Below are 23163 nucleotides of genomic sequence, written 5' to 3'. Positions count from 1 at the left end.
CGGAGCCGGAACTAAATTAAATAAGAAGCGAAGACAAATTTTCTTGTCTTCGCTTCTTGTATTTGTGTTCCAACGTATTGATTAAAACTAGATAAAAGGGTTACAATAGTGAATATTACCCTACTTGAACTTATTGCCTTTCATTATTAATTATTTGCCTTCCGTATTTTTTCCCTTTACCCATGAAAAAAGAGAATAACGTTAAAGTGTGGTGTCTGAATGAATTTGTCAATTGCAGCATTAGAAAACATGAAATTAAAAGAGTTATACGAGCTTGCCAAAGAATTTAAGATTTCGTATTATAGCAAGTTAACGAAAAAAGAGTTAATCTTTTCTATTTTGAAAGCTCGAGCAGAAAAAGAAGGTTTCTTTTTCATGGAAGGCGTATTAGAAATTATTCAATCAGAAGGATTTGGATTCCTACGTCCTATCAACTATTCTCCAAGCTCAGAAGATATTTATATCTCAGCTTCGCAAATTCGTCGTTTCGATTTACGTAATGGAGACAAAGTTTCTGGTAAAGTACGACCTCCGAAAGAAAATGAACGCTATTTTGGGTTATTACAAGTTGAAGCTGTAAACGGAGATGATCCAGATTCAGCAAAAGAGCGTGTGCATTTCCCTGCATTAACACCATTATACCCAGATCGCCAAATGAAATTGGAAACGGAACCGAAAAAGTTACCGACACGTATCATGGATTTAATCGCACCAGTTGGATTTGGACAACGTGGTTTAATTGTTGCGCCTCCAAAGGCTGGTAAAACAAGTCTATTAAAAGAAATTGCACACAGTGTTACAACAAATCATCCAGAAGCAGAATTAATTGTGCTTTTAATTGATGAGCGTCCAGAGGAAGTAACAGACATTGAACGTTCTGTTAAGGGCGACGTTGTAAGTTCTACTTTTGATGAAGTACCAGAAAATCATATTAAAGTAGCTGAACTTGTGTTAGAACGTGCAATGCGTCTTGTAGAGCACAAAAAAGATGTTATCATTTTAATGGATAGTATTACCCGTTTAGCGCGAGCTTACAACCTCGTTATTCCGCCAAGTGGTAGAACATTATCGGGTGGTATCGACCCAGCGGCTTTCCATAGACCGAAGCGTTTCTTTGGAGCTGCACGTAATATTGAAGAAGGCGGTAGCTTAACGATTTTAGCAACAGCCCTTGTTGATACAGGATCTCGTATGGACGATGTTATTTACGAGGAATTTAAAGGAACTGGAAATATGGAACTTCACTTAGATCGATCGTTAGCTGAACGTCGTATCTTCCCAGCGATTGATATTCGTCGTTCTGGTACACGTAAAGAAGATCTATTAATTCCAAAAGAGCATTTAGACAAGTTATGGGGCATTCGTAAAACAATGCGTGATACACCAGACTTTGTTGAAAGTTTCTTACGTAAGCTTCGTCAAACGAAGACAAACGAAGAATTTTTACAAAACATTGTTGCAGACTCGAAAAGATATGTAACAACTAAGTAAAGGGAAAAGATTGGGACTCGCTTATTTTATAGTAAGCGAGTTTTTTATGCCTTTTAGGTGATATTAAAGAGAGAAATAAGTGGGAGAACCTTAGCTGGTCAGAGCTGAGCGAGCCCCCGCCACTTTTAAGGTGATATCCAGCTCCAGCGGCTAGAATGGTCGGTGGCTTCGCGTCTTCCTACGAGGTAAAAAGCACCTCTACGTCAGAAGCTCCATCCCCCTCCCATTCTGAACGAGCCGCTTCTGCTTTTAAATTGTATCTAGTTCCGACGGCTAGCTCTTCGTGTCTAAGAACCTCCCGCACTAAAGGTAAAAAGCACCTTTTGTGCGAGAGAACCTTAGCCAGTCAGAGCTAAACGAGCCGTCTACACTTTTAATTTCAAAAGACAAAAACAGGTAGTTGCAAAATGAAGTTAGCCTTGTTATAATTTCATCATATGTGTTTCATCAATATAGTTGTGTATGCAGCTGAAGATGAAAAACTCTGTTTCGAAAATGATTCAGGGCGGAAGGAGATGAAAAGAATGAAAGCAGGAATTCACCCAGATTACAAGAAAGTTGTATTCATGGACACAAACACAGGCTTCAAATTCTTAAGCGGGTCTACTAAAGGCTCTAGCGAAACTGTTGAGTGGGAAGATGGTAACACTTATCCATTACTAAAAGTTGAGATCAGTTCTGATTCTCACCCATTCTACACTGGACGTCAGAAGTTTGCTACTGCAGACGGACGCGTTGATCGCTTCAATAAGAAATACGGTATCAAGTAATAAAAACATAAAACAGGCAAGTGTATGTATTCGCTTGTCTGTTTTTTTTGTGAAAATATTATACCTTTACCCTACTTTTAACTAAAAAGTAGATGAAAGGAGAGCTTCATGTACTTAATAAATCAAAATGGCTGGATTGAAGTGATTTGCGGTAGTATGTTTTCTGGTAAATCAGAAGAGTTAATCCGCCGTGTGCGCCGTACGCAATTTGCGAAACAACATGCAATTGTATTTAAACCATGTATTGATAATCGCTATAGTGAAGAAGACGTTGTATCACATAACGGATTAAAGGTAAAAGCAGTTCCTGTTTCAGCTTCAAAAGATATATTTGAACATATCACTGAAGATATGGATGTAATTGCAATCGATGAGGTACAATTCTTTGATGGGGACATTGTGGAAGTGGTGCAAGTATTGGCAAATCGTGGCTATCGTGTCATTGTAGCTGGTTTAGACCAAGATTTCCGTGGTCTACCATTTGGACAAGTTCCTCAGCTGATGGCGATTGCTGAACATGTAACAAAGCTACAAGCAGTATGTTCTGCATGTGGATCTCCGGCAAGTCGTACACAACGATTAATTGATGGAGAACCAGCGGCATTTGATGATCCGATTATTTTAGTTGGGGCTTCAGAATCGTATGAGCCACGCTGTCGTCATTGTCATGCAGTTCCTACAAACAAAGATAAGTAAAACTCGCTGCGCAAGGCGGGTTTTTTTCAGAATAGAGAGTGTGGTTGGTGTGAGCCGCTTACGCTTTTAAATATATCTAGTTCCGGTGGCTAGCTCTTCGCATCTAAGAACCTCCCGCACGAAAGGTAAAAAGCACCTTTTGTGCGAGAGAACCTTAGCTGGTCAGAGCTGGACGAGCCACCTCCACTTTTAAATATAATTTGCGTTTTTTTGAGTAAGTACCATATACTATTTGTATTAGATACTAGGATGTAGAGGTGAATGATGTGTTAGATCGTTTGCAAGCTGTAGAAAATCGTTATGAGAAGTTAAATGAATTGTTAAGTGACCCAGAGGTTATTAGCGATACAAATAAACTTCGTGAATATTCAAAGGAACAGTCTGATATACAGGAAACGGTAGAGGTGTATCGTGAGTATAAGGATGTTCGTGAGCAATTAAAAGATGCGAAAGCAATGTTAGAAGAGAAGTTAGACGCAGAAATGCGTGACATGGTAAAAGAAGAGGTTTCTGAGTTAGAATCACAAGAAAAAACGTTATCAGAACGTCTGAAAATTTTACTAGTTCCAAAGGACCCTAATGATGATAAGAACGTTATCGTTGAGGTTCGTGGGGCTGCTGGTGGCGACGAGGCCGCTTTATTTGCTGGTGACTTATACCGCATGTATAGCCGTTATGCTGAGGTTCAAGGTTGGAAAACAGAAATTATCGAGGCTAGCTATACAGAGTTAGGTGGATATAAAGAGATTATCTTTATGATTAACGGTAAAGGTGCTTTCGCGAAGCTGAAATTCGAGAATGGTGCTCACCGTGTACAACGTGTTCCTGAAACGGAATCTGGTGGACGTATTCATACATCTACAGCAACTGTAGCTGTATTACCAGAGGCAGAAGAAGTAGAAATCGACATTCACGAGAAAGATGTTCGTGTTGATACATTCGCTTCTAGTGGTCCTGGAGGACAAAGTGTTAATACAACGATGTCAGCGGTACGTTTAACGCATTTACCGACTGGTGTAGTTGTATCTTGTCAGGATGAGAAATCACAAATTAAGAATAAAGAAAAAGCGATGAAAGTATTACGCGCACGTGTTTATGATAAGTTTAGACAAGAAGCACAAGCTGAATATGATCAAAACCGTAAACAAGCTGTTGGTACGGGTGATCGTTCAGAGCGTATTCGTACGTATAACTTCCCGCAAAACCGTGTTACAGACCATCGAATCGGTTTAACGATTCAAAAGCTAGATCAAATCTTACAAGGTAAGTTAGATGATTTCATCAATGCCTTAGTGATGGAAGATCAGGCTCAAAGGATGGAGGCAGCTGAGTAATGCGTGTCTATGAAGCCCTGAAATGGGCTTCTTCTTTTTTACAGGAAAATGGACGAGATGAAAATGCGGGAGAAATTGTCCTTTGTCATGTATTAAAGATGAACAGAACAGGATTACTTATGAATATGCGTGAAGAAATAAATGAGGAACAAGAGGCAAGCTTTACGGAGTTTATCCACAAGCATGTAGAAGGTATTCCTATTCAATATATGATTGGTTATGAAATGTTTTATGGCCGGTCGTTCTTTGTGAATGAAGAAGTATTAATACCAAGACCGGAAACAGAAGAGCTTATAGTAGGAGTATTAGAAAGAATTGAGCGCCATTTTGGCGACAAGGAACTACATGTAGCAGATATAGGCACAGGTAGTGGAGCGATTTCTATTACGCTTGCTTTAGAAAATAAAAATCTCCACGTGTATACAGTAGATATTGCACAAGAGTCGATTGAAGTTGCAAAAGAAAATGCAAAAGCTTTAGGTGCAGAAGTAACGTTCTATCACGGTGATTTATTGTCACCATTTGATAAAACGGGTCAAAAGCTAGATGTTGTTGTTTCAAATCCTCCATATATACCGGAAGAGGATTGGCGTGGTCTTTCTCCTGTTGTGAAAGAGCATGAGCCGAAGAGAGCGCTTGTTGGTGGAGAAGACGGATTAGATTTTTATCGCCGTTTTATGGAAGAATTGCCGAATGTGTTGCAGGAGAAAGCAATTGTAGCGTTTGAAATTGGAGTAGGACAAGGTGAGGATGTAAAAAGATTGTTACAACAAGCTTTTCCACATGCCCATGTTGAGGTTGTTTTTGATATTAACGGAAAAGACCGTATGGTATTTGCAGAGATGGAGTAAGGTTCACACCTTACTCCATTTTTTTGTGGGAAAATTCATATAGATTTTGAATTTAATAGTTTAGAAATATGAAAGTCTGTCCACACTGTTTGTAGAGGGGACGGTGGAGGAAATGAAAAAACAAGTTATTGCTTATCTTCTTATACTATTAATTGGTGCACAGTTACTTGTGCAGTTTGGATATATGAAAGCTGATGCAAAAGGGCCTTCAGTTATTCCGAAAGAGGCCGTTCGATTACGAATTTTAGCAAATAGTGATTCAGATAAAGATCAGGCATTAAAGCGTAAAGTGCGTGATGAAGTAAAAGCACAAATTGATGGCTGGGTAGCGGATTTAACTTCATTTGAAGAGGCACGCAAAGTAATTCAAAGTCATATTCCAGAAATCGAGAAAACGGTGGAAAATACGTTAAAAAAAGAAGGAAGTAAAGAATCATTTCAAGTGAAATTTAGTAAGAATGTAAAGTTTCCTACAAAGGTATATGGGAATTTTATTTATCCAGCAGGAGAATATGAAGCGGTATTGATTACAATTGGAGAAGGTGAAGGGGCGAACTGGTGGTGTGTATTATTTCCACCAATGTGTTTCTTAGATTTTTCGAGTGGGACAGCTGTAAGAAAAGAAGAGCACGTTGTGAAGGCGGAATCTCCTGAAGAGGAGCAGGTGAAACAACTAGATGAGGAAGTAGTAAATACAGAAGAGAAGAAAGTGGATAAGGTAAAAGAAACGAAAGTTGTAAAACAGGAAGTAGTAAAAAAAGTAACATCTTCTGAAAAGAAAGTAGTAAAAAATGAAACAAAAGTCGAAGAGCAGCCTGTAAGCAAAGAAGAAACAAAAACTGTGGAAAAAGTGGAGAAACCTGTGGAGAAAAAACAAGAAAAGCAAAATGAGTATGTAAAAGTAGAAGAGGAAGAAGAAAAGCCAGAAGTTAAATTGTTTATTGTAGAAGCTTTTACATCTTTATTCTCTAAATAGTACTATTAATAAATCCCTCCTCATATATAAAAATGAGGAGGGATTTATTATGAAGAAAGTGTATTTTGCTACGAAAGCAGATGTGGAAAGATTACATTCTTTTTTCGGACAAGCTAATAAAAAAGATGATAAAATAAATGAGTTGTACGCACAATTTATGATTTTGGAAGAGGCGGAAGAAATACGAGCTGTAATTGGTTATGAACAAGGTGGGGAAGATGTACTTATTCGTTCTTGTTTATTCACACCTCATGTGGATAAACAGACTTTCTTATATTTTTTTGAAATGTTTTTGCAGTATATGAAAGAAAAAAATGTTCAACAATTGTACTTACTAACAAACCATCCACAATCTGTACCAATCTTTCAGTTCTTTGACTTTTTTACTATAGAAAAGGATGAGGTTCCAGAGGGAATTCAACAGTTAGAACATTTTTGTAAAAATATAAAAGAGCAGAATGCAATAATACTAAATTGTCAGCTATTCACAAAGTTATCCACGGATTAATTAGGTTTATCCACATTTTGTGGATAAACCTTGTTTGTCTTTTGGATAAATCTCATAGTAAACTAAAAATAGACAAGTATTTAAGGGTAGAAAAGGACGTGGAAAAAAATGCATACAAATATGTGGGTTGTGGATAATGTTGTGGAAAGAAAAAAATATTATCCACAGTTACAAGAAGCAGCAAAATTATTAAGAGAAAATGAGGCGGTTGCTTTCCCTACGGAAACAGTATATGGGTTAGGTGCAAACGCGATGGATGATGAAGCAATCGCGAAAATTTTCGAAGCGAAAGGAAGACCGAGTGATAATCCACTCATTGTCCACATAGGTACAAAATCTCAGTTAGATGGGATTGTGAAAGAAATTCCACCAGTTGCAGAGAAGTTAATGGCGCATTTTTGGCCAGGACCATTAACAATTATTTTGCCGAGAAAAGAAGGGATTTCAGAGAGGGTGACAGCAGGACTTAACACGGTTGGGGTAAGAATGCCTGATCATCCAGTTGCACTTGCTCTTATTGAAGAGGCGAATGTACCTGTTGCGGCACCAAGTGCGAATCGTTCAGGGCGTCCAAGTCCAACACTAGCTTCTCACGTATATGAAGATTTGAACGGGAAGATCGCAGGTATTGTTGATGGTGGTGCAACTGGAGTAGGCGTTGAATCAACTGTAATTGATTGTACAAGCACGGTTCCAACAATATTACGTCCAGGTGGGATTACGAAAGAACAATTAGAAGCAGTGATAGGTACCGTTTCTTTAGATCCAGCTTTAAAGGATGAGAAGGAAAAACCGAAATCACCTGGAATGAAATACACACATTATGCGCCGAAAGCACCACTTAGTATTGTTGAGGGCTCACGTGAGTTTATTCAGCATCTTGTAGATGAGAAAAAGGAAGAAGGATTTAAAGTAGGCGTATTAACGACAGAAGAGTATCAGCATGTATATAGCGCAGATGTTATATTATCTTGTGGTGTTCGAAGTGACTTAGCTAGCGTTGCGACTAAATTATATGATGTACTTAGAACATTTGATGCAAGTGAAGTGGATGTTATTTTTAGTGAATCGTTCCCTAATGAAGGAATAGGAAATGCTATTATGAATCGATTAACAAAAGCGGCAGGACATCATATTATTATTGAATGATAAGGTACGATTAGCAAACAGAATATTTCTCCTTGGATAAGCATATTGTGAAGTAGCACGTCCAAGGAGGGGCATGAATGACGTTTGAACAGCTAATACCTTTAATAATTATGGCATTCGCCTTAGGGATGGATGCGTTCTCGGTGAGTCTTGGTATGGGGATGATGCCCCTAAAGTTAAGACAAATCCTGTATATTGGTATGACGATAGGGATATTTCATATTATTATGCCGTTTATAGGAATGGTACTAGGTCGTTTTTTATCAGAGAAATATGGAGATATTGCACATTTTGCGGGTGCTATTTTATTAATCGGACTAGGTTTTTATATCGTATATTCGACCATTTTACAAAATGAAGAGACTAGAACTGCCCCTATTGGAATTAGCTTATTCGTATTTGCATTTGGCGTTAGTATAGATAGTTTCTCAGTAGGGCTTAGTCTTGGTATTTATGGGGCACAAACAATCATTACAATATTACTTTTTGGCTTTGTTAGCATGTTATTAGCGTGGATTGGTTTATTAATTGGGAGACATGCGAAAGATATGCTCGGTACATATGGTGAGATAGTAGGTGGTATCATTTTGGTTGGATTTGGATTATATATCCTTTTTCCTATATAATTTTATGTAGGAGGGAATTATGAACAAGCTATTGGAATGGTATGTTAAGTTTTTAACCTTCTTTCCTCGATGGCTAAGAATACTTATAATTTGGGGTATTATTTTGCAAATTTCGATGTTAGGTTGGATTAAGTTAATTCGTGAATGGTGAGATGGTTCCTTTCTGTGAATATTTTGTTTGTACTATATTTATTGCACTAAAAATTACAGATATAGAAAGGATGAGATGAATGACGAGATTGAAGCAAGTTTTTGGTGTTATTATTAGTTTTTTTGTTTTTTGGTTTAGTATGCTCGGTGTACAAATGTTTGCTGAGTTTTTAGATATTGAGTCATTGAAATTTGTTGCGGGAAAGACTGAGGCGGCGCGTGCCTTTTACTCTCCGTACCCGTTTTTAATTGTTTTTCTTATTACACTGCTTTCCCTATACTTCTTCGTAATTAAGCTAGGGAAACCGAAAAAAGAAAAACTGCCTACTTTAGAGGAAAAGAAGGAAGAATTACAATGATAAAAATCCCCTGCTAAAAAGCAGGGGATTTTTATGTTTAAGTGATGGCAGGAATCGATTCTGAGCGAGCCGCTTCCGCTTTTAGATATTATCCAGTTCCAGCGGCTAGAATCTCCGGTCATTTCGCTCTCTCGCATGAAGCAAAAAGCGCTTCAAGGTCGAGAGCTCCAATGCCCTGCGATTCTGAGCGAGCCGCTTTCGCTTTTAGATATTATCCAGTTCCAGTGGCCAGCTCTTCGCATCTAAGAACCTCCCGCACGAAAGGTAAAAAGCACCTTTTGTGCGAGAGAACCTTAGCTGGTCAGAGCTAAACGGGCCACTTCCACTTTTAAACTGGCCTAACCAATTCAAATTGTTCTCCTAATTTTGCATAGTTGTGTCCTGCTAGGCGGCTTATTGGTTTGAGTCCTTCTGCGTGAATGCGCCCTTTTTCATATAGATGTTCGGCAACGTGGAAACGAACGACGCGTCCAATTAGTAGATCACAAGCTGGTGAGCCTTCTGTTCCACCAAGTGGAATTGCACGTTCTAATACGCATTCCATTCGAATATTTGCTTCTTTTACACCTGGAACGGAGATGACTTCACTTTCAATTGGTGTTAGTTTTGCTAGTTCAATTTCACTTTCATTTGGCGGGAGATTAGCTGCTGTTTCATTAATTGCTGCTACATATGATTCGTCAGAAATATGTACGACAAATTCACCTTTTTCAATTGCGTTTCGGGAAGTGTCCTTTCTTTCTCCGGCTTTTCGTTGTACAGATACTGAGATAAGTGGTGGATTAGCAGCGACAATATTAAAATAACTATATGGTGCGCCGTTTAATACACCGTCTTTTGTTAAAGAAGTAACGAATGCGACAGGGCGAGGGATGATACTTCCAGTAAGTAATTTGTAATTATCTTTTTCAGTTTGTTCATTTGGATTAATGGATAACATGCTTGTAATCCCCTTTCTAAATATGAATACTTATTGTTTGTTTACAAGATAACGATGAGAAAATCCTGCTGGAAATAATATTTTGTTTCATAAAAAGAACTTACTTCAATTGTAATGAAGTAAGTTCTTTTTCAAGAATCTCAAATCTGAGATAAAAATTAAAGTAAAACGTATGCGCCAGGTCCGATTAAAGCTACACCAACAGCAACAGCGATTAACATTAAGTTATATTCATATCCATTTTGTGTTACCCAGTAACCATTTTTTCCGTGAACAGTGAAGATAGCCATTAACATTGTTCCAACGATAAATAATGAACCAACTACAATGAAAATACCTGATGCGAATAAGAAACCACCTAGTAATTCAGTTGCGCCAGCCATAAATGCCATAAATACACCAGGGCGTAAACCGATTGACTCCATCCAGCCACCTGTTCCTTTTAAACCGTAACCGCCGAACCAACCAAATAATTTTTGAGCGCCATGACCCATGAATGTAATTCCTATAATAAGACGAATAATAAGTAGACCGAAATCCATCATTTTTAAAAACCTCCTAAAAGTTATTAACTTACCTTACGTAAGTAATAATAAAATAGTTACTTACTTTAGTCAAGTTGATTTTGAAAAAAGTTTGAATTAAATTTTACAAATTAACAACAAAAAATAAAATGTGGTAAAGACCTCTAGACAAGTTGGGCAAAAAAAGAGAAAATATAAATAGAAGTTAACTTCTTATTGTTATTCAGACAATCAGAATTGACTGGAATTTTGTGAAGCGCTACAATAAGAGTCTATTAGTAATGACGTAATTTATTTCGAAAGCGTTTTTACAGTATAATATTCGAAGTATGAAGTCTTACATGTATCCCGAGCTTTACTAGGGATTGCCCTATAAACTTTTAGGTAAATTATAAGGAGGACTATCCTATGTTTAAAAAATTATTCGGTCTTGGTTCAAAAACAAATGAAGAAACAATCGTAGCTCCATTAACTGGAGCAGTGAAAAATATTGAAGAAGTACCAGATCCAGTATTCGCTGGTCGTATGATGGGTGACGGTGTTGCAATCGATCCTACTGAAGGTGTAGTTGTATCTCCAGTTGATGGTGAAATCGTACAATTATTCCACACAAAACATGCTATCGGAATTAAAGCGAAAAATGGCACAGAAATTTTAATCCACGTTGGATTAGAAACTGTAAAAATGGAAGGCGAAGGTTTCGAAGCTCACGTTTCTGAAGGCCAAGCTGTAAAAGCTGGAGATAAATTAATCTCATTCGACTTAGAATTAATCCGTGAAAAAGCGAAAAGCACAATTACTCCAATCGTTATTACAAACACAGATGCAGCTGAGTCTATTAAGACAACTGTAGGCGTAACAGCTACAAAAGGTTCAACAGAAGTAATGAAAGTTACAATGAAATAATTGCTGTATAAGAGGAATCCGTTTCGTATGAAATGGATTCCTTATTTTTGTTGCATATTCAGTAGGTATGTTAAAATACTCTGGGCACTTGGAAATAGGGTTTCACATATATGTGGATAAGGCGCATTTTTCTTAGAAAAAATATAAGAGAAATGCGCCTTTTGTATATTCACATTTCTTTTGTTCTATTCTAATGTAAGTTATGATGAGTGGTAAGAAATCGAATATAGGGGTGGGTTTGGATGAAACGAGTATTATTTGTTTGTACTGGCAATACATGTCGTAGTCCAATGGCTGAGGCGTTGCTTCGTCATCACGGAGGAGATAGGTTTGAAGTACAATCTGCCGGTGTTTTCGCCTATCCTGGGAGCGATGCATCGGTACATGCGAAGGAAGCTTTAGCTGAAAAAGGGATTTCAATTGACCATACCGCGCAGCAAGTAAACGAAACTTTGCTTGATTGGGCTGATATTGTCGTAACGATGACAGAAAATCATAAACAAATTGTACTTGGGCATTATCCGAGTGTTGAAAAGAAATTGAATACGTTATATGGATTAACTGAAGGTATAGGCAAGGACATTTCAGATCCATTTGGAGGCTCGCTTTCTATTTATAAAGAAACGTTAGATGAGATGGAAAAACTTGTACAAACTTTACTGAAAAAACATTCGGTAGGTTGATGTTTCGTGTATAATACGATATTGGAGATCACTTCGTCCTATTGAGGTAGCGAGTGTGAAATGAAGATAATTGATTGAAACTTTGGAGGGGTAAAAATGAAAGTAGTAATAGCATCTGATCACGGCGGTATGAATATCCGCAAAGAACTTGTAAATTTATTAGAAGAGTTAAATATTGAATATGTTGATTTAGGTTGTGAATGTGAAGCTGGTTCTGTTGATTACCCTGACTTTGCGTTTCCAGCAGCTGAAATGGTAGCGAATGGTGAAGTGGATCGTGGTATTTTAGTTTGTGGGACAGGCATTGGTATGTCAATCGCAGCAAACAAAGTAAATGGTATCCGTTGTGCGTTAGTGCATGATACTTTCAGCGCGAAAGCAACGAGAGAGCATAATGACACTAACATGCTAGCAATGGGCGAGCGTGTAATTGGTGCTGGTCTAGCGCGTGATATCGCGAAAATCTGGTTAACAACTGACTATGAAGGTGGTCGTCACGAAAACCGCGTAGGAAAAATTAAAACATACGAAACAAAGTAATACATTCTAACTATCAGTAGTGTGAAATATAATTTGGTGAACCAACCTGTGAAAGGAAGAGGCGTAATGACAGAAATCGTAAAGATAAGAGAACAGCTACAAATGTCGCTTTCTGATTTCCAAGAACAAGCTTCATTACAAAGCGGTCAAATTTTTGTAGTGGGTTGTAGCACGAGTGAAGTGCTAGGCGAAAGAATTGGAACATCAGGAACGATGGAAGTAGCAGAGGCGATTTTTTCTGAGTTAAAACAATTTCAAGAGCAAACAGGTATTGAATTAGCGTTTCAATGTTGTGAGCATTTAAACCGTGCTTTAGTGGTTGAGAGAGAAGTAGCGATAAAATATCAATTTGAAATTGTAACAGTTACGCCTGTTAGATCAGCAGGTGGTGCATTGGGGACATATGCGTATCACAATTTGAAAGATCCGGTAGTAGTTGAGTTTATTAAAGCAGATGCAGGAATGGATATTGGTGATACGTTTATTGGTATGCATTTAAAACATGTAGCTGTTCCGGTTCGTACAAGTGTGAAGGCAATTGGAAGTGCACATGTAACGATGGCCAAAACACGTGGAAAACTAATAGGTGGAGCACGTGCTGTTTACGCGGTGGCGGAAGAGACTACCACTTGCAGTTAAATATGAGAAATTAGGAAGTCATATAGTAGCTGTTTATCATAAGATAAAAGGTATGTTGTCTGACTTTATAGTAGAAGAAAGAAAAGACCGATTTTCGGTCTTTTTTTTCTTTTATGATATAGAAAGTCATGTTAGAATGTAGTTGAAAACATGAAGGTTCGAAAGAATTACAACCTGAATTTTCGTTTTTTCTGAATAAATAAGAAAAAACTGTTGGGAATTGATGTAATTCGTTCAGAAAAGGGGGATTTTGGTGGATCATTTAAAACGTCAAGATGAAAAGGTATTTGCTGCAATTGAGGCAGAACTAGGAAGACAGCGTTCGAAGATTGAGTTAATTGCTTCGGAAAACTTCGTAAGTGAAGCAGTAATGGAGGCGCAAGGTTCTGTTTTAACGAATAAGTATGCTGAAGGATATCCTGGAAAACGTTATTATGGTGGCTGTGAACACGTAGACGTAGTAGAAGATATCGCACGTGATCGCGTGAAAGAAATTTTCGGCGCAGAGCACGTAAATGTTCAACCACACTCTGGTGCACAAGCGAACATGGCAGTATACTTCACGATTTTAGAGCAAGGCGATACAGTACTTGGTATGAATTTATCTCATGGTGGTCACTTAACACACGGAAGCCCTGTTAACTTCAGTGGAGTACAATATAATTTCGTAGAATATGGCGTGGATGCTGACTCTCACCGTATTAATTACGATGATGTATTAGCAAAAGCGAAAGAACATAAACCAAAATTAATCGTTGCAGGTGCAAGTGCATACCCTCGTGTTATCGATTTCAAGCGATTCCGTGAGATTGCAGATGAAGTGGGCGCTTATTTAATGGTTGATATGGCACATATCGCTGGTTTAGTAGCTGCTGGTTTACATCCGAATCCAGTACCACATGCACATTTCGTTACAACGACAACACATAAAACGTTACGTGGCCCGCGTGGTGGTATGATTTTATGTGAAGAGCAATTTGCAAAACAAATTGATAAATCAATCTTCCCTGGTATTCAAGGTGGTCCACTTATGCACGTAATCGCTGCAAAAGCTGTTGCGTTTGGTGAAGCACTTCAAGATGATTTCAAAACATATGCACAAAATATCATTAACAATGCGAACCGCTTAGCTGAAGGTCTTCAAAAAGAAGGACTTACACTTGTTTCTGGCGGAACAGACAATCACTTAATCTTGATTGATGTTCGTAACTTAGAAATCACAGGTAAAGTAGCAGAGCACGTATTAGATGAAGTTGGTATTACAGTGAACAAAAATACAATTCCATTTGAAACAGCAAGCCCATTTGTAACAAGTGGTGTACGTATCGGTACAGCAGCTGTAACATCTCGTGGTTTCGGTTTAGAAGAAATGGATGAAATTGCGTCACTTATTGCTTATACATTAAAAAATCATGAAAATGAAGCTGCATTAGAAGAAGTACGTAAGCGTGTAGAAGCGTTAACTAGCAAATTCCCAATGTATCCAAATCTATAATAGATTGAAGAAGACTGCCGAGACTTAATTGTTTTGGCGGTCTTTTTTGTGGACATATATTATTTTTAAAGTATGTATACAAATGATGAATAAATTTTGGCGATATAATGAAGGATACAGCTCCCATAATTGGTAAAGATACTAGATAGATTCATCGTAAAATCATGATTTTGCCAAATTTGCCCTTGAATATTAGTAGCGTTTTCTTTACAATCGTAAATAGTGTAAAAAAGCGTGCAAACGCATGAATATCATCTAAAGGAGAGATTCACATGGGAAAACTGTATGTATTTGATCACCCGTTAATTCAACATAAGATTACATATATTCGCGATAAGAATACAGGTACGAAAGATTTTCGTGAATTAGTGGACGAAGTAGCAAGCTTAATGGCTTTCGAAATTACTCGCGACCTTCCGCTTAAGGACATCGAAATTGAAACGCCTGTAAGCAAAGCGACAACAAAAGTGATCGCTGGTAAAAAACTTGGTTTAATTCCGATTTTACGTGCAGGTTTAGGAATGGTTGATGGAATTCTGAAATTAATTCCAGCAGCAAAAGTAGGACACGTTGGTTTATACCGTGACCCTAAAACATTGCAACCGGTAGAATACTATGTGAAACTTCCAACGGATGTAGAAGAGCGCGACTTTATCGTACTAGATCCGATGCTAGCAACAGGTGGTTCTGCGGCTGAAGCGATTAACTCTCTGAAAAAGCGCGGTGCGAAACAAATTAAATTAATGTGTATCGTTGCAGCTCCAGAAGGGGTAAAAGTAGTACAAGAAGAACATCCTGATGTTGATATTTATGTAGCAGCATTAGATGAGAAATTAAATGACCACGGATATGTAGTACCAGGTCTTGGTGATGCTGGTGACCGTTTATTCGGAACGAAGTAAGACAACTGACGAGCAGGGGAGATTCCCCTGCTCGTTTTTTTTTTGCTGCAAGCAAGTAGGGGAGGGGGAGGATAAATATACATCGTATATACAACATAAGTTGCATACACATCACATATAATATAGAAGTCTTACGTCTGAGGAACACTATATTATGGAAGGAAAGCGTTATATCTCGAAAATATAATAGTGACAAACTTGTGAACATTTCCTTCTATTATAAAGAGAAAACTGTTAGAAATTGCATATATGTAACCAGTATTTAGAAGGGGAACGTTTTCATTTTTGGGAGGAAATGCCTAATACTCAAATTTTTAGATTTTTTACGATTTCTCGTTGACACTGTTAATACCCTATTGTATGCTAACAACGGGGATAGATGGTAGGGCTTTCAGTGACAAAATTACATCTATTCCGTGACGAAAATGTAAACTTTTTGTTTTGTATAGGATTTATGCAAAAAAATGAGTTATTATTAACACATCGTGAATGAGGGTTACATATTGGAGGGATGAATCCTTGCAAAAAAACGATCGCAGCCATATAAAAGCATATGCTTTAATGTCAGGAATTCTTGCTCAGTTAGTCGGTTCTATACTTGTTGGAATCTTTGGTGGGCAGTGGATTGATAATAAGGTTGGAACGTTTCCATTGTTTCTTATTATAGGGTTATTACTCGGGTTAGGAACAGGGGTATACGCAATGATTCGACTCATTCGACATTACTATTCGGGAGAGCAATGATGATAGACGTACATGGACTTGTCCAAAGACAAAAGAAATATATGTACTACTTGCTTGCGCTTCTAGTGCTAGGATGGGGATTTACCTCTTACAAGGATGTATTTCTTGGGCTGATTATCGGAACGATTTTCAGTTTTCTTAGTTTGCGCATCATTGCACGTAGAACAGACAAGCTGTTAGATCGCGTAACAAATGGAGAAAACGTGAAGTTTAAGGCGACAGCTGTAAGTACATATTCAAGATTCGCCACGATTGGGTTATTAATTTTATTTGCAGCCAAATATCAAGAGTTAATTGCGATGTGGGGCTTAGGTGTAGGATTGCTGACAGGATACCTTGTCATGATCATAGATTTTCTTTATTTAGAGTATAAGAGCAGGGAAGAGAGGTGAATTACTAGTGGAACACGGTAAATTAGTTGAATTTCTAGGTTTAACGTTCGATTTGTCATCAGTTATGATGGTTACTGTAGCAGCAGTTATTGTTTTCTTAATCGCTGTTATCGGAACTCGCAGCTTAGCCCTTCGCCCAACCGGGATGCAAAACTTCATGGAATGGGTGTTTGACTTCGTGAAAGGGATTATCAATAGTACGATGGACTGGAAAACAGGTGGACGTTTCTTAACGCTTGGCGTTACGCTTATCATGTTTATCATCGTATCGAACTTCCTTGGTTTACCATTCATGTATTCAGCAACTGAAGCTGGCGAACATATTGCATGGTGGAGGTCACCAACGTCTGATCCAGCAGTTACATTAACATTAGCCGTGATGGTAGTTACCCTCACCCATTATTATGGAATTAAGATGAAGGGTACGAAAGAGTATGTTAAAGGTTATTTCCAACCTATGAAATTCTTATTCCCATTAAAGGTTATTGAGGAGTTTGCTAACACATTAACGTTAGGTCTTCGTTTATTCGGTAACATTTATGCAGGTGAGATCTTATTAGGATTACTTGCTAAGTTAGGCGGGGCATCATTCCTTGGAGCATTAGGTGCGCTTGTACCAATGTTAGCATGGATGGGATTCAGTGTATTCGTTGGATCAATCCAAGCATTTATTTTCGTTATGTTAACGATGGTTTATATGGCTCATAAAGTAAGTCATGACCATTAATATAATTTAAGTAAGAAAAAATTTATTTTTTTATAATACAAAGGAGGACAAATTAAATGAGTTTAGGTGTAATCGCAGCTGCAATTGCAATTGGTTTATCAGCATTAGGTGCAGGTATTGGTAACGGTCTTATCGTATCACGTACAATCGAAGGTGTTGCTCGTCAACCAGAATTAAAAGGCGCACTTCAAACAATTATGTTCATCGGGGTTGCTTTAGTTGAGGCACTTCCAATCATCGGTGTAGTTATTGCATTCATCGTAATGAACAAATAAGGGAGACTCCCCTTACATAGATGGCGAAGAGTGTTTTTCCGAACTTTCTTCGCCATTGCTTTATGAACGAAACGTATGTCTTTTTTTTTCATATGATCAATTTAGATATTTTGAAGGGAGTGAATCCTTGTGCCAACTTTATTATTAGGAGCTGCCATTCCATTTGGAACGATTGCTTATACATTGTTCATTTTCTTAATTCTATTAGTAATGCTACGCAAATTTGCGTGGGGTCCTTTAATGGGAATTATGAAAGAACGTGAAGAGCATGTTACTAATGAAATCGACGCTGCAGAAAGAAGTAACGCTGAAGCGAAGAAGTTAGTAGAAGAACAACGTGAAATGTTAAAACAATCACGTGTTGAAGCACAAGAGTTAATCGAAAGAGCGAAAAAACAAGCTGTAGATCAAAAGGATGTTATTGTTGCTGCTGCGAAAGAAGAAGCAGAATCAATTAAAGCATCTGCTGTACAAGAAATTCAACGCGAAAAAGAGCAAGCGATTGCTGCTTTACAAGAACAAGTCGCTTCTTTATCTGTTCAAATTGCTTCTAAAGTAATTGAAAAAGAATTAAAAGAAGAAGATCAAGTTAAGTTAATTCGCGATTATATTAAAGAAGTAGGAGAAGCGCGATGAGCAATGGGATTGTAGCAAAACGTTATGCTGTCGCTCTTTTTAAAATTGCAAAAGAAAAACACGTATTAGAAATGTTTGAAGAAGAATTACGCCTTGTACAAAACGTTTATGTAAAGAACGGAGAACTACATAGCTTTTTAACGCAACCGAACATTTCAAAAGAGCAGAAGAAAACGTTTCTTGCAAACGTATTCGGATCTGTTTCTGAATCAATTTTAAATACGTTATATATTTTAATTGATAACAAGCGTATTGATATCTTACCTGAAATTGCAGATGAATATGTTGTTCTTGCTAATGAAGAACGTAACGTAGCGGATGCAACTGTATATTCTATTCGTCTTCTATCTGAAGAAGAGAAGCTTAACATTGCAGAAGCATTTGCAAAGAGAACGGGAAAAGATGCAATTCGCGTGAAAAATGTTGTAGATGAAGATTTACTAGGCGGAATTAAAGTACGCATTGGAAATCGCATTTATGACGGAAGTTTACAAGGAAAATTAGCACGTATTCAGCGTGAATTAATGAAGAATAGATAGGGGTGAAGCACATGAGCATCAGAGCTGAAGAAATTAGCGCACTGATAAAGCAACAAATCGAGAACTATCAGTCTGAAATCGAAGTTAGTGATGTTGGTACAGTTATCCAAGTTGGTGACGGTATTGCGCGTGCTCATGGTCTTGATAACGTTATGGCTGGTGAGCTTGTAGAGTTCTCTAACGGCGTTATGGGACTAGCACAAAACTTAGAGGAAAACAACGTAGGTATTATCATTTTAGGACCTTACACAGAAATCCGTGAAGGTGACGAAGTTCGTCGTACTGGTCGCATCATGCAAGTACCAGTAGGAAAAGAACTAATTGGTCGTGTTGTAAACCCATTAGGTCAACCAGTTGATGGTTTAGGCCCAATCAATACAACAAACACTCGTCCAATCGAAAGTCCAGCACCAGGTGTAATGGATCGTAAATCTGTTCATGAGCCACTTCAAACAGGTATTAAAGCGATCGACGCTCTTGTACCAATTGGCCGTGGTCAACGTGAGTTAATTATCGGTGACCGTCAAACTGGTAAAACAGCAGTTGCACTTGATACAATCATTAACCAAAAAGATGAAGATATGATTTGTATCTATGTAGCTATCGGACAAAAAGAATCAACTGTACGTAACGTAGTAGAAACACTACGTAAGCACGGTGCATTAGAGTACACAATCGTTGTAACTGCATCTGCTTCTCAACCAGCTCCATTATTATACTTAGCTCCTTATGCTGGTGTAACAATGGGTGAAGAGTTCATGTACAATGGTAAACACGTATTAGTAGTATATGATGACTTATCAAAACAAGCAGCGGCTTACCGTGAGCTGTCATTACTATTACGTCGTCCTCCAGGTCGTGAAGCTTATCCAGGGGATGTATTCTACTTACATTCTCGCTTATTAGAGCGTGCAGCAAAATTAAGTGATGCAAGAGGCGGCGGTTCTTTAACTGCACTACCTTTCATCGAAACACAAGCAGGGGACGTATCAGCATACATCCCAACAAACGTAATTTCTATTACGGATGGACAAATCTTCTTACAATCTGACCTATTCTTCTCTGGCGTACGTCCAGCGATTGATGCGGGTACTTCTGTATCTCGTGTAGGTGGATCTGCTCAGATTAAAGCAATGAGTAAAGTATCAGGTACACTTCGTCTTGACCTTGCATCTTACCGTGAGTTAGAAGCGTTCGCTCAGTTCGGTTCTGACCTTGATAAAGCAACTCAAGCGAAATTAAACCGTGGTGCTCGTACTGTTGAGGTATTAAAACAAGGATTACACAAACCGTTACGTGTAGAGAAACAAGTTATCATTCTTTACGCTTTAACACGTGGATTCCTAGATGATATCCCAGTAGTAGATATCACTCGTTTCGAAGAAGAATTCCATGCTTGGTTAGATTCTAATGCGACTGACTTATTAGAAGAAATCCGCACAACTAAGAAACTTGCGGATGACGACAAATTTGCAGCAGCAATTAACGGATTTAAAAAAGTATTCGTAGCTTCTGAATAATAATAAAAGTGAAGCCGACTGTTCAGCCCCATCGGCTAAGAGGCGGAACTAGATTAATAAAAGCGGAAGCGGCTCGTACAAGCCGCCGACGCTAGATAATATATAAGGCATCTCAGCCTCTGAGATTGCTGACGGTTATGTAAAGGAAAAGAGTAGGTGCACCTATTCTTTTCCTTCAATCATGAGCAAGAATATCTTGCAACGTAGATTAGGAAGAGGATTCTTACTAATCGTGCCAACTTCCGGAAAAAAGGTGGTGAAAACCTGTGGCATCTTTACGCGATATAAAAGCGAAGATTACCTCGACAAAGAAAACGAGTCAAATTACGAAGGCGATGGAGATGGTATCTGCATCTAAGTTAAACCGTGCAGAGCAAAATGCTAAATCTTTCGTTCCGTATATGGAAAAGATTCAAGAAGTAGTAGCGAGCATTGCGCAAGGAAGTAAAGGAATTAATCATCCAATGCTAAATGCGCGTCCTGTAAAGCGTACAGGATACATCGTTATTACATCTGATCGCGGACTAGCAGGTGGTTATAACAGTAACGTATTACGTACAGTAAGTAACGTAATTCGTGAACGTCATAATATGGATTCAAATCAATATTCAATTATTGTACTTGGACGACTAGGACGTGATTATTTAAAACGTCGCGGCTTTAACATCATTGATGAAGTAGTTGGATTATCTGACCACCCATCATTTACTGATATTAAAGATCTTGCTTCTCGAGCAATTGCGATGTTCGCAGATGGTGCTTATGATGAGCTGTATATTTACTACAACCATTACGTAAGTAAAATTTCACAAGAAGTAACGGAAAATAAAATTTTACCGCTTACTGATGTGGCGTCTGACAAACCGACGACAGCTTATGAATTTGAACCTTCTGAAGAAGAAATTTTAAAAGTATTATTGCCACAATACGCAGAAAGCTTAGTGTACGGTGCATTACTAGATGGTAAAGCAAGTGAGCACGCAGCGCGTATGACAGCAATGAAGAGTGCTACAGACAACGCAATGGAAGTTATCGATTCACTTACACTTTCATTCAACCGTGCGCGTCAGGCAGCGATTACGCAAGAAATTACGGAAATCGTTGGTGGAGCAGCAGCGTTAGAATAGTAATAAAAAGTGGAAGCGGCTCGTCCAGAACAGGAGGGCATTGGAGCTCCTGACGAAGAGGCGTAGTTTGCCTCACAGGAAGGCGCGAAATGACCGACTGTTCTAGCCGCTGGAACTAGATTCAATAAAAAGTGGAAGCGGCTCTTTCAAAAGAGTCGCGTAAGCTAAACTAATAAAAAATTAAAAGCCGACTTCGCTTAGAGAGCTGGCTAATTAAAAGAAAGCTAGGAGGGAACCCGATGAATAAAGGGCGCGTTACGCAAATCATGGGTCCGGTTGTAGACGTTAAGTTTGATGGCGGAAAGCTACCAGAAATCTACAACGCCCTTACGGTAAAACAAAGCAACGAAAACGGAAGCATGAACTTAACATTTGAAGTTGCACTTCATTTAGGTGATGATACAGTTCGTACAGTTGCGATGTCTTCCACAGATGGACTTGTTCGTGGCACAGAAGTAGAAGATACTGGTAAAGCAATCTCTGTACCAGTTGGTGATGCAACACTTGGTCGTGTATTCAACGTATTAGGTGATGCAATTGACTTAGATGGTGAACTTCCTGCGGATGTACACCGTGATCCAATTCACCGTCAAGCACCTGCATTCGAAGAATTATCTACTAAAGTAGAAATTCTTGAAACTGGTATTAAAGTAGTAGACTTACTTGCTCCTTACATTAAGGGTGGTAAGATCGGCCTATTCGGTGGTGCCGGCGTAGGTAAAACAGTATTAATTCAGGAATTAATTAACAACATCGCACAAGAGCACGGTGGTATCTCTGTATTCGCTGGTGTAGGTGAGCGTACTCGTGAGGGTAATGACTTATACCATGAAATGAGCGATTCTGGCGTAATCAAGAAAACTGCGATGGTATTCGGACAAATGAATGAGCCACCTGGAGCACGTCAACGTGTTGCATTAACAGGTTTAACAATGGCTGAGCATTTCCGTGATGAGCAAGGACAAGACGTACTTCTGTTCATCGATAACATCTTCCGTTTCACGCAAGCTGGTTCTGAAGTATCTGCCCTTCTTGGTCGTATGCCATCTGCGGTAGGTTACCAACCAACACTTGCAACAGAAATGGGTCAATTACAAGAGCGTATTACATCTACAAATAAAGGGTCTATCACGTCTATCCAAGCGGTATATGTACCAGCCGATGACTATACTGACCCAGCACCAGCTACAACATTCGCTCACTTAGATGCAACAACAAACTTAGAGCGTCGTTTAACACAAATGGGTATTTACCCAGCCGTAGATCCATTAGCATCTACATCTCGTGCACTTTCTCCAGAAATCGTAGGAGAAGAGCATTATGAAGTAGCACGTCAAGTGCAGCAAACTTTACAACGTTACAAAGAACTTCAAGATATCATCGCTATCTTAGGTATGGATGAGTTATCTGAAGAAGATAAGTTAGTTGTACATCGTGCTCGTCGTATTCAATTCTTCTTATCTCAAAACTTCCACGTAGCTGAGCAGTTTACAGGTCAAAAAGGTTCTTACGTACCTGTAAAAAATACAGTTAGTGGCTTCAAAGAAATTCTAGAAGGAAAATATGATGACCTTCCAGAAGATGCATTCCGCTTAGTTGGTAGCATTGAAGAAGTTATTGAGAACGCGAAGAAAATGATGGCGTAAGGCCTTAGGAGGGACGAA

At 38.5% G+C, this 23163-nt stretch carries 29 protein-coding genes; 27 read left to right on the top strand and 2 right to left on the bottom strand.

Annotation, left to right across the window (positions count from 1 at the left end):
• The first annotated feature begins 219 nt into the window (after positions 1 to 219).
• The 11 genes from rho (at position 220) to N2V79_RS26125 (ending at position 8910) form a co-directional block, all read left to right on the top strand.
• Positions 220 to 1491 (top strand): transcription termination factor Rho, encoded by a 1272-nt coding sequence (rho, locus tag N2V79_RS26175; protein ID WP_001053903.1) that lies wholly within the window; start codon positions 220 to 222, stop codon positions 1489 to 1491.
• 524 nt (positions 1492 to 2015) lie between these two features.
• A complete protein-coding gene (locus N2V79_RS26170) occupies positions 2016 to 2261 on the top strand; it encodes a type B 50S ribosomal protein L31 (protein WP_000643435.1) in 246 nt (81 codons plus the stop codon).
• Between the two features lie 108 nt (positions 2262 to 2369).
• Positions 2370 to 2957, top strand: a complete 588-nt coding sequence (locus N2V79_RS26165) for a thymidine kinase (protein ID WP_000280851.1) — start codon at positions 2370 to 2372, stop codon at positions 2955 to 2957.
• Positions 2958 to 3223: 266 nt separating this feature from the next.
• On the top strand, positions 3224 to 4291 hold the full coding sequence (prfA, locus tag N2V79_RS26160; protein ID WP_000887066.1) for a peptide chain release factor 1: 1068 nt from the start codon (positions 3224 to 3226) through the stop codon (positions 4289 to 4291).
• A complete protein-coding gene (prmC, locus tag N2V79_RS26155; RefSeq protein ID WP_001267022.1) occupies positions 4291 to 5142 on the top strand; it encodes a peptide chain release factor N(5)-glutamine methyltransferase in 852 nt (283 codons plus the stop codon). Before prfA ends, prmC begins: the two co-directional genes overlap by 1 nt.
• Positions 5143 to 5254: 112 nt before the next feature.
• A complete protein-coding gene (spoIIR, locus tag N2V79_RS26150) occupies positions 5255 to 6118 on the top strand; it encodes a stage II sporulation protein R (RefSeq protein WP_069356557.1) in 864 nt (287 codons plus the stop codon).
• 49 nt (positions 6119 to 6167) lie between these two features.
• A complete protein-coding gene (locus N2V79_RS26145) occupies positions 6168 to 6626 on the top strand; it encodes a mechanosensitive ion channel protein (RefSeq protein WP_340720317.1) in 459 nt (152 codons plus the stop codon).
• A gap of 108 nt (positions 6627 to 6734) precedes the next feature.
• Positions 6735 to 7775, top strand: coding sequence for an L-threonylcarbamoyladenylate synthase (locus N2V79_RS26140; protein WP_050844751.1), 1041 nt, complete (start codon positions 6735 to 6737; stop codon positions 7773 to 7775).
• Between the two features lie 77 nt (positions 7776 to 7852).
• Positions 7853 to 8401, top strand: coding sequence for a manganese efflux pump MntP (locus N2V79_RS26135; RefSeq protein WP_000142475.1), 549 nt, complete (start codon positions 7853 to 7855; stop codon positions 8399 to 8401).
• A gap of 19 nt (positions 8402 to 8420) precedes the next feature.
• Positions 8421 to 8552: a hypothetical protein gene (locus N2V79_RS26130; RefSeq protein ID WP_023523564.1), complete on the top strand. Its 132-nt coding sequence runs from the start codon at positions 8421 to 8423 to the stop codon at positions 8550 to 8552.
• 79 nt (positions 8553 to 8631) lie between these two features.
• On the top strand, positions 8632 to 8910 hold the full coding sequence (locus tag N2V79_RS26125; RefSeq protein ID WP_023523563.1) for a DUF3935 domain-containing protein: 279 nt from the start codon (positions 8632 to 8634) through the stop codon (positions 8908 to 8910).
• Between the two features lie 328 nt (positions 8911 to 9238).
• Here N2V79_RS26125 and N2V79_RS26120 read toward each other — a convergent pair whose 3' ends face one another.
• Together N2V79_RS26120 and N2V79_RS26115 are read right to left on the bottom strand one after the other, a co-directional pair.
• Complete coding sequence (locus tag N2V79_RS26120) at positions 9239 to 9850, bottom strand: flavin reductase family protein (protein WP_161114172.1); 612 nt, start codon at positions 9848 to 9850, stop codon at positions 9239 to 9241.
• A gap of 158 nt (positions 9851 to 10008) precedes the next feature.
• Positions 10009 to 10395, bottom strand: a complete 387-nt coding sequence (locus tag N2V79_RS26115) for a DoxX family protein (protein WP_000968616.1) — start codon at positions 10393 to 10395, stop codon at positions 10009 to 10011.
• A gap of 387 nt (positions 10396 to 10782) precedes the next feature.
• On the opposite strand from N2V79_RS26115, the gene N2V79_RS26110 reads away from it, so the two are divergent.
• The 16 genes from N2V79_RS26110 (at position 10783) to atpD (ending at position 23145) form a co-directional block, all read left to right on the top strand.
• Positions 10783 to 11280, top strand: coding sequence for a PTS sugar transporter subunit IIA (locus N2V79_RS26110; protein ID WP_000473666.1), 498 nt, complete (start codon positions 10783 to 10785; stop codon positions 11278 to 11280).
• Between the two features lie 242 nt (positions 11281 to 11522).
• Complete coding sequence (locus tag N2V79_RS26105; RefSeq protein ID WP_000832375.1) at positions 11523 to 11963, top strand: low molecular weight protein arginine phosphatase; 441 nt, start codon at positions 11523 to 11525, stop codon at positions 11961 to 11963.
• 96 nt (positions 11964 to 12059) lie between these two features.
• The gene (gene rpiB / locus N2V79_RS26100) at positions 12060 to 12503 is read left to right on the top strand and encodes a ribose 5-phosphate isomerase B (RefSeq protein ID WP_000869539.1); all 444 of its coding nucleotides are present in this window, start codon (positions 12060 to 12062) and stop codon (positions 12501 to 12503) included.
• A gap of 66 nt (positions 12504 to 12569) precedes the next feature.
• Positions 12570 to 13142, top strand: a complete 573-nt coding sequence (locus N2V79_RS26095; protein ID WP_340720316.1) for a TIGR01440 family protein — start codon at positions 12570 to 12572, stop codon at positions 13140 to 13142.
• A gap of 253 nt (positions 13143 to 13395) precedes the next feature.
• Entirely contained in the window at positions 13396 to 14637 is a 1242-nt protein-coding gene (gene glyA, locus N2V79_RS26090; RefSeq protein WP_000349806.1) for a serine hydroxymethyltransferase, read from the top strand.
• Positions 14638 to 14909: 272 nt separating this feature from the next.
• Complete coding sequence (gene upp / locus N2V79_RS26085; RefSeq protein ID WP_000517539.1) at positions 14910 to 15539, top strand: uracil phosphoribosyltransferase; 630 nt, start codon at positions 14910 to 14912, stop codon at positions 15537 to 15539.
• A 379-nt stretch (positions 15540 to 15918) separates the two neighbouring features.
• Positions 15919 to 16032, top strand: a complete 114-nt coding sequence (locus N2V79_RS26080; RefSeq protein WP_000232962.1) for a DUF4024 domain-containing protein — start codon at positions 15919 to 15921, stop codon at positions 16030 to 16032.
• 26 nt (positions 16033 to 16058) lie between these two features.
• Positions 16059 to 16283 (top strand): AtpZ/AtpI family protein, encoded by a 225-nt coding sequence (locus N2V79_RS26075; RefSeq protein WP_001171223.1) that lies wholly within the window; start codon positions 16059 to 16061, stop codon positions 16281 to 16283.
• Positions 16283 to 16675, top strand: a complete 393-nt coding sequence (locus N2V79_RS26070) for an ATP synthase subunit I (RefSeq protein ID WP_000567600.1) — start codon at positions 16283 to 16285, stop codon at positions 16673 to 16675. Before N2V79_RS26075 ends, N2V79_RS26070 begins: the two co-directional genes overlap by 1 nt.
• 7 nt (positions 16676 to 16682) lie before the next feature.
• On the top strand, positions 16683 to 17402 hold the full coding sequence (atpB, locus tag N2V79_RS26065; RefSeq protein WP_000399870.1) for a F0F1 ATP synthase subunit A: 720 nt from the start codon (positions 16683 to 16685) through the stop codon (positions 17400 to 17402).
• Positions 17403 to 17458: 56 nt separating this feature from the next.
• The gene (atpE, locus tag N2V79_RS26060) at positions 17459 to 17677 is read left to right on the top strand and encodes a F0F1 ATP synthase subunit C (protein WP_000052064.1); all 219 of its coding nucleotides are present in this window, start codon (positions 17459 to 17461) and stop codon (positions 17675 to 17677) included.
• A 129-nt stretch (positions 17678 to 17806) separates the two neighbouring features.
• Entirely contained in the window at positions 17807 to 18313 is a 507-nt protein-coding gene (atpF, locus tag N2V79_RS26055; RefSeq protein ID WP_001142615.1) for a F0F1 ATP synthase subunit B, read from the top strand.
• Positions 18310 to 18852, top strand: a complete 543-nt coding sequence (atpH, locus tag N2V79_RS26050; RefSeq protein ID WP_000064682.1) for a F0F1 ATP synthase subunit delta — start codon at positions 18310 to 18312, stop codon at positions 18850 to 18852. The genes atpF and atpH overlap by 4 nt, the downstream gene beginning before the upstream one ends.
• 11 nt (positions 18853 to 18863) lie before the next feature.
• Entirely contained in the window at positions 18864 to 20372 is a 1509-nt protein-coding gene (gene atpA / locus N2V79_RS26045) for a F0F1 ATP synthase subunit alpha (protein WP_000027521.1), read from the top strand.
• 266 nt (positions 20373 to 20638) lie between these two features.
• Positions 20639 to 21499, top strand: coding sequence for a F0F1 ATP synthase subunit gamma (atpG, locus tag N2V79_RS26040; RefSeq protein ID WP_000157703.1), 861 nt, complete (start codon positions 20639 to 20641; stop codon positions 21497 to 21499).
• 239 nt (positions 21500 to 21738) lie between these two features.
• Entirely contained in the window at positions 21739 to 23145 is a 1407-nt protein-coding gene (atpD, locus tag N2V79_RS26035; RefSeq protein WP_001032596.1) for a F0F1 ATP synthase subunit beta, read from the top strand.
• Positions 23146 to 23163 lie beyond the last annotated feature (18 nt).

Source organism: Bacillus sp. CH_70 (assembly GCF_038007045.1).
GTDB classification, from domain to species: domain Bacteria; phylum Bacillota; class Bacilli; order Bacillales; family Bacillaceae_G; genus Bacillus_A; species Bacillus_A cereus.
Note: the sequence above shows the minus strand (reverse complement) of the source record. Positions and strands in the feature narration are given on the sequence as shown.